Consider the following 11,961-nt stretch of genomic DNA (forward strand, 5'->3'; position numbering starts at 1 on the left):
GCCACACCACCATCCGCCACACCGATCGAAACGGACGACCCGACATGGCACAGCTCCTCTACCGACTGGGACGGCTCTCGTTCCGCAGACGCGGCCGCGTGGTCGCCGTGTGGGGCGTGATCCTCGTCCTGCTGGGCATCGGCGTGGCCACCATCGCCGGCACCACGGACGACAAGCTCTCCATCCCCGGCACGGAGGCGCAGCAGGCGCTCGACGACCTGCGCACCGACCTGCCTGCCGCGTCGGGCGCGACCGCGACCCTCATCGTGCAGGCACCCGAGGGCGAGCAGCTCAGCTCCGAGGCGCTCGCGCCGGTCATCGCGGAGGCCCAGAAGCTTCCCGAGGTGGTCGCCGTCGTCGATCCGACGACGGCGAAGGCCGTGAGCCCTGACGGCCGCACCGGTCTGATGACGGTCGCGTACGGGACCCCGCTCGACGGCATCTCCCAGGAGGCCAAGGACGCGTTCGACGAGTTCGGCGAGTCCGCGACCACGCCGGAGCTGCGGGTCGTCTCGGGCGGCGAGCTGTCGCAGGCCCCGCCCGAGGTGGGCGCGACCGAGGGCATCGGCGTGGTGATCGCGGCGATCGTCCTGGTCGTCACGTTCGGCTCGCTGGTCGCGGCGGGCATGACCCTGCTCACCGCGATCATCGGCCTGGGCGTCGGGATGAGCGGTCTGCTGATCCTCACGGCATTCGTCGACATCACGTCCACCGCGCCCATCCTCGCCCTCATGCTCGGCCTTGCCGTCGGCATCGACTACGCGCTGTTCATCAGCTCGCGGCACCGCAACAACCTGGCCGACGGGCTGGATCCCGAGGAGTCGGTGGCCCGTGCCGTCGCGACCGCGGGGTCGGCCGTGACGTTCGCCGGTGCCACGGTCGTCATCGCCCTCGCGGGCCTGGCCATCGCCGGCATCCCGTTCCTCACCGCGATGGGTCTCGCCGCCGCTGGCACCGTGCTCACGGCCGTGTTCGTCGCGCTCACGCTCCTGCCCGCCCTGCTCGGTTTCGTCGGCAAGCGCATCCTGCCCCGCAAGCAGCGCACCGGGACCATCGCGCCGAACGCCGAGGACGGCGCCGGCTTCCGGTGGGCGCGCCTGGTGATCCGGTTCCGGCTGCCCGTCGTGGTGGTCGGGGTGCTCGGCCTCGGGGCGCTCGCCATCCCGATGATGAACATGCACCTGGCCCTGCCCGACGGGGGCACGGCGCCCGCCGGCAGCCACCAGCGGGTCGCCTACGACCTCACCGCCGAAGCGTTCGGCCCTGGCGTCAACGGCCCTCTGGTCGTCGTCGTCAAGGGCGACACCGCAGAGTCGACCGCGGCGCTGGCTGCGAACGTCACCGCGACCGTCCAGAAGCTCGACGACGTCGTCGCCGTGCAGCCCGGCGCGGTCAGCGAGTCGGGCCAGACGCAGCTCCTCACGGTGATTCCCCAGAGCGCACCCAGCTCGGAGGAGACCGCGCAGCTGGTCCAGCACATCCGCGACACCGTGCAGCCGCAGACCGAGGGCACCACCGAGAGCGTCGCGATCACCGGCACCACAGCCATCGGAGTCGACGTCTCCGCCAAGCTCGCGGCCGCTCTGCCGATCTACCTCGCCGTCGTGATCGGCCTGTCGTTCGTCCTGCTGCTCATCGCGTTCCGCTCGTGGATGGTGCCCCTCAAGGCCGCGCTCGGCTTCCTGCTCACTGTGGGTGCCACGTTCGGCCTCGTCGTCGGCGTGTTCCAGTGGGGCTGGGCGAGCTCGCTGTTCGGCATCGACAACCCCGGACCGCTCGTCAGCTTCCTGCCGATCATCATGATCGGCATCCTGTTCGGGCTCGCCATGGACTACGAGGTGTTCATCGTGTCCCGCGTGCGCGAGGAGTTCGTGCACGGCAGCCACGCGACCGAGGCGACGATCGCGGGGGTCGGGCACGGCGCGCGCGTCGTGACCGCCGCGGCGCTCATCATGGCGTCCGTGTTCGCCGGCTTCACGCTGGTCGACGACCCGACCATCAAGGCGATCGGCTTCGGCCTGGCCGCGGGCGTCCTCATCGACGCCTTCCTGGTCCGCATGACCATCGTGCCCGCCGTGCTGGCCCTGCTCGGCGACCGTGCGTGGCACCTGCCGCGCTGGCTCGGCACGATCACGCCGAAGGTCGACATCGAGGGTGCGAACCTGCGCCTCGGCGACGCGCGGCCCGAGCAGGCGCAGCCCGTCCAGGCGTCCTGACCGCGACCGGCCGCCCGCTCCCCCCTTGGGGATGAGCGGGCGGCCGGGGCGTCAGAGCTTGCCGTACCGCGAGCGCACGAACGAGTAGATGCCGTACGCGATGAAGCCCAGGCCCACCACGGCCAGGAGCCACACGCCGGCGGGCTGGTCGCGCAGGGTGTGCAGGGCGCCGTCGAGCCCCTTGGCCTTGTCGGGGTCCGCCTTCGCCGCGGCGAGCACGAACAGCCCGCCGACGACGGCCAAGGCGACGCCCTTGGCGGCGTAGCCGAGCACGCCGAGCCGCGTCACCGTGCGAGCCGTGCCCGGCGGCAGCGGGTTCAGGTCCTCGAGGAACTTCTTGCGCAGCCCCTTGAGGGCGTAGATGACGCCCCCGACGACGATGCCGACGCCGACGGCGCCGACGAGGATCCGGCCTCCCGGCGCGGACATGAGCGACTTCGTGGCGTCGGTGGTCTGCTTCGAGCTCGACGTCCCGCCGCCGTTGGCGAACGCGAACGCCGTGACGGCCAGCGCCAGGTAGATGAGCGCGCGCAGGGCCGCCTCCAGCCGGTCCCCCGTGCCGGAGCCCTGGCTCGTGGGGTGCTTGCGCAGGGCCACCGCGAGCTGCCACAGGCCCAGCGCGGCGAACGCCACGACGGACGCCCACAGCACCACGCCTCCGAAGGGCGTCTCGGCGATGGTGCCGAGTGCGCCCGACTGGTCGGCGTTCTTCTCCGAGCTGCCGAAGGCGATCTGCAGGGCCAGCACCCCGATGAGGATGTGCAGCACGCCGCTGATGACGTATCCCAGCCGCGCAGCCAGCTCCCAGCCGCGCTGGGCCGTCCGTGTCGCCGAGTCCTCGGTCATGACCTCACCTCTCGTCGTCTCGGCGCTGATCGTGGCAGGCCTTGCGCCCGACGGCGACCGGAGCGCGTCATGGCGCAAGGGCTACCCCGCCCCCGAGTACCGTGGGCGGGTGCCCGACTCGCCCCTGCGCCGCCGTCTCCCGGCCGCCGACCGCACCCGGCTGGAGCTGCGCACGGGCGATCGCGTGCTCGTCGCGGTCGGTCTCGCCGACGGCCGCCAGGCCGTGGCCACCCGGTTGGCCCTGCACGTGCTGTCCCCCGACTCGGTGACCCGCACACCCTGGGCGGACGTCGACAGTGGCACGCTCGACCCCGCCACGCGCACGCTCGCGGTGCGGTGGGTGTGGGGCGCCAGCACGCGACTGACGTTCGCCGAGGACCGGGCCTCGGTGCGGTTCAACCAGGCGTTCCGTGAGCGCGTGCAACAGTCCGTGGTGCACACGACGAGCGTCGCTCTGCCCGGCGGCCGACGAGCGCGCGTGGCGCTGCGGCGCGACGAGGACGGCGAGCTGTTCAGCCAGGTGCTGGCGGACGCCGACGTCGACCTGGCCGACCCCGAGGTCGCCGCGCTCGTGGATGCCGCGGAGGACGCCGTGCGCGACGCCGCCGGCCTGCCGCGGTGATCCGCGCGTCCGGGGCACCCCCGCGGGGCTGATAGTGTTTTCCCGCTGCGATCCCCCGTAGCTCAATTGGCAGAGCATTCGACTGTTAATCGAAGGGTTACTGGTTCGAGTCCAGTCGGGGGAGCATCTGAGGGCCTCGACCGTCTGGAACGGTCGGGGCCCTCACCTCATCCGAGCCAGGCGCGCGCCTTGCGAGCCCTCGCCCTGCGGATCGGCTCCGCGGCCCGCCTCACCAGCTCCTCCCCCGCGACCTGCTCGAGTGCGTGCAGTCGCCCGAGCGTGAACGCGTTGCCCCCACCCAGATAGGCCTCGACGCCGAGCCGGCGCAGCGTCGCGCGCCGCACCACGGTGTCGTGCTGACGTCCGAGCGCGTCTTGCACGTCGCGGGCGCGCCGGGCGCTGCGGCGCGCCGGCCTGCCGACGACGGGCACCACCACCTCGGCCGCGTAGCGCGCACGTCGGGCCGCCTTGCGCGCGGCGTGCAGCGCGGCGTCGCGCTCGGGCCCGTCCGGCAGGTCCGCGGCCGCGTCGAGCGCCGCGTCCATGCGGCGCCACGTCTTGCGGACGCGGCGCACAAGCCGGAGGCCGTCCGCATCGGCGTCGGGACCGCGCAGGCGCGCGCCGGCGAGGTCGTCGAGCGCGTCCAGCATCCTCGGCGTCGCGGGGTCGTCGAGATGGTCCCGGAGCACCCCGAGGGCCGCGGAGCGGGCGCTCGAGCGGTCGTCGGCGATCCTGCGTGCGACGTCGCCCAGCACCAGCTCGACCGGCTCCTGAGCGAGCGTGCGTCCCAGTGCGGCGGACTCCACCACCGGGTCGCGTGCGGCCCCGAGGAGGTGGCCGAGCGCGCGCAGCTGCTCTCGCAGCGCGCGGGTGGTCGCGCCGGGATCACCGTCGGGCGGGTCGTTCACGGTACGGAACACCGCGAGCGCCGTCCGGAGCCGGCGGGTGGCCACGCGCGCGTCGTGGACGGCGTCGTCGTCGCCCGCGCGGACGCCCGCATCGGCGGCCACCAGCCGCTCCAGGTGGGTGGCCAGGTAGCTGCGCACGAGCTCGCCGGCGCTGCCGTCCGCGGGGGCGAGCTGGACGGCGGCCGGAGCCCGCTCGCCCAGCACCCTGGCCAGCTTGGCCTCGCCTCGCGCACGGACGCCGTCCACCCGGGACAGCGCGTCGACGACGGGCCCCAGGGCCGCGGCATCACCGCCCGTGACCTCGACCTCCCACTCGCGCCAGGTGGTCGCCACGCCGTCCGGCGGCCCGGCGCTCACGTGGTCGTCGGAGACCTCGACGACCGCGGCGGGGGGCACGGGCACGTGCAGCGTGGAACGCCGGGTGCGGACGCGCGCCACCGGGGCGAGCGGCCGGTCGCGCACCCGGGCACGCACCAGGTCGAGCAGCTCGCGCGGCGGCTCGTCGGGGTCGCCGACGGGCGCGTGGTGCTCGATCCGTCGCCGCTCGCCGTCCTGGCGACCGTCGGGCAGCTTGAGGTGCCACCCCTCGTCGCCCCCTCCCGTGCGCCGCCGCAGCGTCGCTCCCGCCCGCAGCAGGTCGAAGCGCGGCGTGTCCCAGTAGGTCGCGTCGAGCTCGACGACGCTCGGGCCGGTCGCACCCGGCCAGGTCGGCATCACTGCCTCCGCCGGGACCTCGAAGGCGCGCTCGATCTCGACGAAGCTGGCCATGCCTCACGCTGGCACGGGCGCTCGGTCGGCACCACCCCCGGGCATCGCGGCGCCGACCCACCCGGGCCTACGCGGCCGCCGGCACCTGCTCGACGGGATCTCGCATCGAGACCCGTCTCGACACCCGAACCGCCGCGAACGCGATGCCGTAGGCCGCGGCGCCCGCGACCGCGTCCAGCAGGAAGTGGTTGCCGGTGGCGATGATGACGAACAGGGTCACCACGGGGAAGGAGATGGCCAGCACGCGCTTCCAGGTCACGACCGTCGCCTGGAAGAACGCGAGGCCGCACCACAGCGCCCAGCCGAAGTGCATCGAGGGCATCGCGGCGTACTCGTTGGACACCCCGTGGCCGCTCTCGGTGGCGGGCTTGCCCCACGTCTCGAAGAACCGCACGGTGTCCACGTACGTCGCGCCCGGCAGCAGGCGCGGCGGCGCCGCCGGGAACCACCAGTAGCTGGCCAGCGCGAGCAGCGTCATCACCGCGAGCGTCGACCGGTGCACCACGTACAGCCGCGGCGCGCGTCGCCACAGGTAGATCAGCACGAAGATCGCCGAGGGCAGGAACAGGGTCGCGTACATGTAGTTGGCGACCGTGATGAGCGCGGTGTGCTGCGCGGCGAAGTGGTTGATGCCGTGCTCGATGTCGAGGCTGACGTACTTCTCGATCGCCAGGATGTCCCGGGAGTGGCTGACCGCCGCCCCCACCCGGTTGGGCGCGTGGTTGCGGATCAGCGAGTAGACGACGTAGAGGCCGACCATGATCACGGCCTCGCGCGCCAGCAGCGCGGAGCGCGCACGCGAGGCGCGGGACGGCTCCTTCAGGGCGACGTCCGGGGCGGTGGTCACGGTCACCGCTCCCCCAGGTTCGTGGCGCGCTCGGCCGCGCGAGCGCGGTCCAGCGTGCGACGGACGGGTGGCATTCGTCGATTGTGGCACTCCGCGCCAACGAATATGTGCAGGTTGCGCGGCGAATACGGGCAACTTGCCGGTGACGTTGGGCACGGCAGGGACGCGCGAAGTCGCGCGCGGGCGCCCCGCTGGACGAACGAAGCGCGGGACCGCACACTTGCGCTGCCCCTCTTGATGGTCCGGCCGCCGACGGCCGGGGAAGGAATCCCGCGGCCGTGTTGCGCACCGTGAGCTCTCATCTGTCCCTCGACGTGCGCGCCCCGCTCGAGATGCACCTTGCCGTCGCCGTGGCCGACGGCGCGTACGACCGCTCCGAGGTGCTGACCGTCCGGCACGAGGACGGCCCGCTCGATGTCCTGGAGATCAAGACGGGGCACGGCGGCCGCATGCACCGCGTGCACGCGCCCGCCGGCCGCGTGGTGGTCGACTACCAGGCGACGGTGCACGGGCTGGCCGACCCGGCCCCGGTCGACGACCTCGACCTGGTCGAGTACCGCCGCCCCAGCCGCTACGCGGACTCGGACCGCCTGCTCGCCTTCGCCCGGGACCAGTTCGGCGGGCTGACGGGGCACGAGCTGCTCGACGCGGTCGTTGCCTGGGTGCACGGCCACGTGACCTACGCGAGCGGGTCGAGCCTGCCGACGGACGGCGCCACCGACACGCTGCTCAAGCGCAGGGGCGTGTGCCGCGACTTCGCCCATCTCGTGGTGGCGCTCATGCGGGCCTCCGACGTGCCCGCGCGGCTGGTCTCGGTGTACGCGCCGGGACTCAAGCCGATGGATTTCCACGCGGTCGCCGAGGCGTACGTGGACAGCGGGTGGCGCGTGGTGGACGCGACAGGGCTCGCCCCGCTGGGCACCCTGCTGCGCATCGCGACCGGGCGCGACGCGACCGACACCGCGTTCCTCTCGTCGTACGGAGGCACGCTGAGCCTGCGCTCGCTCACGGTCACGGCGTCGGTCGACGCGGTGCCGGCGCCGCCCGACGGGCCGGCGCTGCTGCGCTGAACTCACCCTTGCGTCGCCGACACGTCGATCCGGTCGGCCGAGGATGACCGCCCCTTGGTGGCGTCTTGCACGATGCGGGCCTTGCTCTCCAGCAGGCGCGTGACCAGCTCCTGCGAGAAGCCGAACAGCAGGGCGAAGACGGCGACCTGCGAGGCGTTGGCCAGGTTGATGCCCGGCACCTCCCCGCTCTGCACCAGCATCACGCCGACCACTGCCGTCAGTCCGCCGAGCGGCACGCGCACCAGGCTCAGCGCGGGCGTGATCCGGTAGGGCGACGAGCCAGGGCTCGCGCGCCGCATGGCGATGATCGCCGCGAGCGCCCCACCCAGAGCGCCCAGGAAGGCGACCACCCCGGCGTCGCGGGACGTCGCGGTCGCCGCGCCCCCGGGGCACAGGGAGGAGCCGTCGGGGTTGGTGGGCGCGCACAGCGGCAGGTACTCGGGGCGCAGGGCGGCCGCCGCCACCGTGAGCGCGAGCGCGACGAGCGCCAGCAGGGCCACCCGGAGCAGGCGGTTGCGCCAGTCGCGCAGGTTGCGGTGCTCGTCGTCGGCGAGCTCGAGCGAGGCCTGCAGCGCCGCCGCGATGGCCTGCCTGTCCTCGGCGGTGGCCGTGCGGCTCTCAACCCGCTCGCCGAGCGCCACGTCCTCGACCGCCAGGCGCATGGGATCGCCCTTCGACAGCCGCATGATGGAGCGACGCCGGGCGTCGACGAGCTGGCGGACGAGCGCCGAGTCGTCGACCACGAGCGGGAGCGTGGCCTGTGCCAGGTGGGTGGCGTTCCAGGCGGTCTCGATGCTGGTCCCGTTCCACCACTGCAGGCGCGGGAAGGGGCGCACGGCCGCGTGGTGCGCGGCGTCCAGATGGCGCTCGACGACGGCCCGACGAGCCGGCGGCACGCCCGCGACCTGCGCGGCGAGGTCCTCGACGCGGTGCCGGACCTCGACCTGCCAGGGAGCGACCTTCGCCCCGTCCGACCACCACTGCATCACGGGGAGCTGGCTGCCGGTCGGCGCCTGGCGCGCCGCGCCCGGCGTCGTGGTGCGGGTGCGTTGCGGCCGGGTCTTGCCCGCCGGTCGGGCGGAGGCTCGGGGCACCCCGGCGGTGGAGGCGAGCCCCGCGGGCGGCTTCGTCCTGACGACCACGACGGGCTTCCGTCCGGGTGCTGGTGTCTGCGCGGCCATCGCGCACTCCTGACCCCTCAGGTCGGCCTCGCGAGAGGCCCTGTCACTCGAAAGGATGACGACGCGCGGAGCGAGATACCAGGGTGGAGGAACCCGTTCAGGCGCTCTCGCGCAGCATCCGGCGACGCCCCTCCATCGCGACGAGCTCGGCGAAGGCCGCCGAGTACGCCGCGGGGTCGGCCGCGCTGTCCATGCGCTGCAGCGCACCGCGCAGCTCCGCGATGTGCCGGGTGAAGCCCAGCTCGACGAGCCGCAGCACCACGCCGCGCACGTAGTCGGCCAGCGCCTCGGGCCGGTCCTCGGGGAGCGGCGCCACGGCCAGCTCGGTGACCAGGGGCTGCACCGCGCCGGCGGCCTGCTCGATCACCGCGCCCACCCACGCGGTCGCATCACCCGCCGCGCTCAGCGGCTGGGCCACGGCGAGCCCGCCGGCCGCGCGGATCGCCTCGTGCACCGCGCGGTACGCCGGCGCGGAGAACGCATCCCCGGCGAGCTCGTCGAACTCGTTCGGCACCAGGTGCGGCGCCTGCAGGACCACCTCGAGCGTGGTGCGCTCGGTCTGCGCCACCGGGTCACGCCGGTCGGGCACGGGCATGCGCGCGGGCTGCTGGGCGCGCTCGTCGGGACCCGCCGGGCTCCCGCCGGCGCGCGCCGCCTGTCCCCGACCGCGGTCGTCGGGTCCGCCCGGCCGGCGCTCGTCGGCGCGGCCCTGCGGGCGCCGGTCTTCGGGCCGCCCCGCCTGGCGGCGCTCGTCGGGCCGTGCCGGGCCGCGCGAGGCGCCCGAGACGGCGCGCCGCACGCTGTCGAGGTCCTCGATGCCGAGCCAGCCCGCCAGCAGGCGGGTGTACTCCGGGCGCAGGGCGGCGTCGCGGATGCCCGCGACCACGGGGGCCGCGGCCCGCAGCGCGCCGACGCGCCCCTCGGCGGTCGCCAGGTCGTACGAGGCCAGCGTGGAGCGGATCACGAACTCGTACAGCGGCTGGCGTCCGGCCACGAGCGCGCGCACCGCGTCCGGACCCTTGGCCTGACGCAGCTCGCACGGGTCCATGCCGGACGGCTCGACCGCGACGAACGTCTGGGCCGAGAAGCTCTGGTCCTCGCCGAACGCGCGCAGCGCAGCCTTCTGGCCGGCCGCGTCGCCGTCGAACGTGAAGATGATCTCCCCGCCCACGGAGGTGCCGGACGCGAGCTGCACGCCGCTGCTGCTGCCGCTGTCACCCACGAGGCGACGCACGATGCGCGCGTGGTCGGGTCCGAACGCGGTGCCGCACGTGGCCACCGCCGAGCCGATGCCGGACAGCTGCATCGCCATGACGTCGGTGTACCCCTCGACCACCACGACGCGCTTGTCCCGCTGCATGTCGCGCTTGGCCAGGTCGAGGCCGTAGAGCACGTGGGACTTGCGGTAGAGCGGCGTCTCCGGGGTGTTGAGGTACTTCGGGCCCTGGTCCTCCTCGAACAGGCGACGAGCGCCGAACCCGATGGTCTCCCCGGTCACCTCCCGGATGGGCCACACGAGGCGGCCGCGGAACCGGTCGTAGATGCCGCGCTGCCCTTGGCTGACCAGCCCCGACGCGGTCACCTCCGCCTCGGTGAACCCCCGGCCGCGCAGGTGGCGCAGCAGCGAGTCCCAGCCCTGGGGCGCGAACCCGACACCGAAGTGCTCGGCCGCGGCCCGGTCGAACCCGCGCTCGGCCAGGAACATGCGGCCCGCGGCCGCGGCGGGCGAGGCGAGCTGCTCGCGGAAGTAGGTCTCGGCCACGGCGTGCGCCTCGATGAGGCGGCGACGCCGTCCCGGCTCGTCGCCCGGCCGCGCCGCGCCGCCCTCCTCATAGCGCAGCTGGACGCCGACGCGCGAGGCCAGGTACTCCACGGCCTCCGTGAAACCGAGCCCGTCGACCTGCTGCACGAACGCGATGACGTCGCCGCCCTCGCCGCACCCGAAGCAGTGGTACCGGCCCACCTGGGGGCGCACGTGGAAGGAGGGAGACCGCTCGTCGTGGAAGGGGCACAGGCCCTTGAGGGAGCCCACGCCGGCCGGCTTGAGGGTGACGTGCGCGCCGACGATCTCCTCGATGCGCGCACGCTCGCGGACCGCCTCCACGTCCTCCCGTCGGATGCGTCCCGCCACGGCCCGAAGTCTAGGCGCGCGTGGCCGGTTTCGTGGCCACACGATGCGTCCGGGCCAGGCGGCCCGGCGGGTGTCAGTGGCGGGGCGGGTGGACCAGCCGGGCGTGCAGCTCGGCGGCCGAGACGTCGGTGAGCGAGGCGACCTGGTCGATGACGACACGGAGGCGGGCGGCGTCGTCAGGCGCGGCCTGCCAGTCGGCGGCGAACGGCGGCTCGAGCGCGAGCGGTGCCCGGTCGGACAGCACGCGCACCAGGTCCGTGAGCATCTCGCGCTGCCGGTGGTAGAGCGGCTCGAGCTCGCGCGGCGCCATCACGTAGGCGACCGCGAGCCCCTTGAGCACGAGGATCTCGGCGAGCGTCTCGTGCGGCACCACGAGCTCCGCGGCGTAGCGCGTGAGCGGGCCGGGCCCGTACCGCTCGCGGGTCGCCACCTGCGACGCCTTGGCGAACCGGCCGATGAGCTGGCTCGTCGCGTCCTTGAGCATGGCCAGCGCGCGCCGCGAGCCGTCGAAGCCGGGCGCCCACAGGTGCGAGCGCACCAGGCGGTCCATCGCCTCGCGCAGCTCGTCGCCGCTCACCGTGTCGCCGTACCAGGTGCTCACCGCCTCGACGACGCGGTCGCGCTCGGCGGGCTGGGTCAGCACCTCGAGCTCGAGCCGGGCGCCCACCACGGCGTCCTCGACGTCGTGCACCGAGTAGGAGATGTCGTCGGCCAGGTCCATGACCTGCGCCTCGAGGCACTTGCGACCGACGGGCGCGTCGCGACGCAGCCACTCGAACACCGGCAGGTCGTCCTCGTACACGCCGAACTTGTGCGTGGGTCGCCCGCTGGCCGGGCTCACGGGGCCCTGCAGGTGCCGCCACGGGTACTTCACCGATGCGTCGAGCGACGCGCGCGTGAGGTTGAGGCCCACGGCCGTGCCGTCCGGCGCGACGACCTTGGGCTCCAGCCGGGTCAGCAGCCGCAGCGTCTGCGCGTTCCCCTCGAAGCCGCCGATCCCGCGCGCCAGCTCCGCGAGCGCCCGCTCACCGTTGTGGCCGAACGGCGGGTGCCCCAGGTCGTGCGCGAGGCACGCGGTGTCGACCACGTCGGGGTCGCAGCCCAGCGCCTTGCCGATCTCCCGGCCCACCTGCGCGACCTCGAGCGTGTGCGTCAGGCGCGTGCGCACGAAGTCGTCCGACGACGGCCCGAGCACCTGGGTCTTCGCCCCGAGCCTGCGCAGCGCCGAGGAGTGCACCAGCCGCGCGCGGTCCCGCTCGAACGCCGTGCGGGCGCGCGACTTCGAGCCCTCGGTGACCCACCGTTCGCGGTCGGCGTCGACGTAGCCGTCCAGGTCGAGGGTCTCGTCGAGCGCGGTCACGCGGCCCAGCCT

At 74.1% G+C, this 11,961-nt stretch carries 9 protein-coding genes and 1 tRNA gene; 4 read left to right on the top strand and 6 right to left on the bottom strand.

What is annotated here, in order from left to right; genetic code table 11:
• Positions 1-44 precede the first annotated feature (44 nt).
• Complete coding sequence (locus QRT05_RS09195; RefSeq protein ID WP_289446850.1) at positions 45-2,216, top strand: MMPL family transporter; 2,172 nt, start codon at positions 45-47, stop codon at positions 2,214-2,216.
• A 51-nt stretch (positions 2,217-2,267) separates the two neighbouring features.
• Here the strand turns inward: QRT05_RS09195 and QRT05_RS09200 are convergent, their stop codons facing one another.
• The gene (locus QRT05_RS09200) at positions 2,268-3,062 is read right to left on the bottom strand and encodes a DUF1206 domain-containing protein (protein WP_289446851.1); all 795 of its coding nucleotides are present in this window, start codon (positions 3,060-3,062) and stop codon (positions 2,268-2,270) included.
• Between QRT05_RS09200 and QRT05_RS09205 the strand changes: the two genes are divergently transcribed.
• Positions 3,061-3,684 carry a hypothetical protein gene (locus QRT05_RS09205; protein WP_289446852.1) on the top strand — a complete coding sequence of 208 codons (624 nt, stop codon included), beginning with the start codon at positions 3,061-3,063 and terminating at the stop codon, positions 3,682-3,684. The two genes, QRT05_RS09200 and QRT05_RS09205, sit on opposite strands and share 2 nt — an antisense overlap.
• A 51-nt stretch (positions 3,685-3,735) precedes the next feature.
• Positions 3,736-3,808 (top strand) — tRNA-Asn (locus QRT05_RS09210).
• Between the two features lie 43 nt (positions 3,809-3,851).
• On the opposite strand, the gene QRT05_RS09215 is transcribed toward QRT05_RS09210, so the two are convergent.
• Both QRT05_RS09215 and QRT05_RS09220 read right to left on the bottom strand, forming a co-directional pair.
• Complete coding sequence (locus QRT05_RS09215; protein WP_289446853.1) at positions 3,852-5,360, bottom strand: CYTH and CHAD domain-containing protein; 1,509 nt, start codon at positions 5,358-5,360, stop codon at positions 3,852-3,854.
• Positions 5,361-5,427: 67 nt separating this feature from the next.
• Complete coding sequence (locus QRT05_RS09220; protein WP_289446854.1) at positions 5,428-6,207, bottom strand: phosphatase PAP2 family protein; 780 nt, start codon at positions 6,205-6,207, stop codon at positions 5,428-5,430.
• Positions 6,208-6,485: 278 nt separating this feature from the next.
• On the opposite strand from QRT05_RS09220, the gene QRT05_RS09225 reads away from it, so the two are divergent.
• A complete protein-coding gene (locus tag QRT05_RS09225; protein ID WP_289446855.1) occupies positions 6,486-7,277 on the top strand; it encodes a transglutaminase-like domain-containing protein in 792 nt (263 codons plus the stop codon).
• A 2-nt stretch (positions 7,278-7,279) separates the two neighbouring features.
• Here the strand turns inward: QRT05_RS09225 and QRT05_RS09230 are convergent, their stop codons facing one another.
• From QRT05_RS09230 to QRT05_RS09240, 3 genes are all read right to left on the bottom strand, one after another.
• The gene (locus QRT05_RS09230; protein ID WP_289446857.1) at positions 7,280-8,419 is read right to left on the bottom strand and encodes a hypothetical protein; all 1,140 of its coding nucleotides are present in this window, start codon (positions 8,417-8,419) and stop codon (positions 7,280-7,282) included.
• 136 nt (positions 8,420-8,555) lie between these two features.
• The gene (gene dnaG / locus QRT05_RS09235) at positions 8,556-10,589 is read right to left on the bottom strand and encodes a DNA primase (RefSeq protein WP_289446859.1); all 2,034 of its coding nucleotides are present in this window, start codon (positions 10,587-10,589) and stop codon (positions 8,556-8,558) included.
• A 73-nt stretch (positions 10,590-10,662) separates the two neighbouring features.
• Positions 10,663-11,949 (bottom strand): deoxyguanosinetriphosphate triphosphohydrolase, encoded by a 1,287-nt coding sequence (locus QRT05_RS09240; protein ID WP_289446861.1) that lies wholly within the window; start codon positions 11,947-11,949, stop codon positions 10,663-10,665.
• Positions 11,950-11,961: the final 12 nt, after the last annotated feature.

The organism is Cellulomonas edaphi, assembly GCF_030362815.1.
GTDB lineage: Bacteria > Actinomycetota > Actinomycetes > Actinomycetales > Cellulomonadaceae > Cellulomonas > Cellulomonas edaphi.

Excerpts from the sequence above, each read along its gene's own strand:
- QRT05_RS09195 (WP_289446850.1), top strand. The coding sequence starts at position 45 with ATGGCACAGCTCCTCTACCGACTGGGACGGCTCTCGTTCCGCAGACGC.
- QRT05_RS09205 (WP_289446852.1), top strand. The coding sequence starts at position 3,061 with ATGACCTCACCTCTCGTCGTCTCGGCGCTGATCGTGGCAGGCCTTGCG.
- QRT05_RS09200 (WP_289446851.1), bottom strand. The coding sequence starts at position 3,062 with ATGACCGAGGACTCGGCGACACGGACGGCCCAGCGCGGCTGGGAGCTG.
- QRT05_RS09215 (WP_289446853.1), bottom strand. The coding sequence starts at position 5,360 with ATGGCCAGCTTCGTCGAGATCGAGCGCGCCTTCGAGGTCCCGGCGGAG.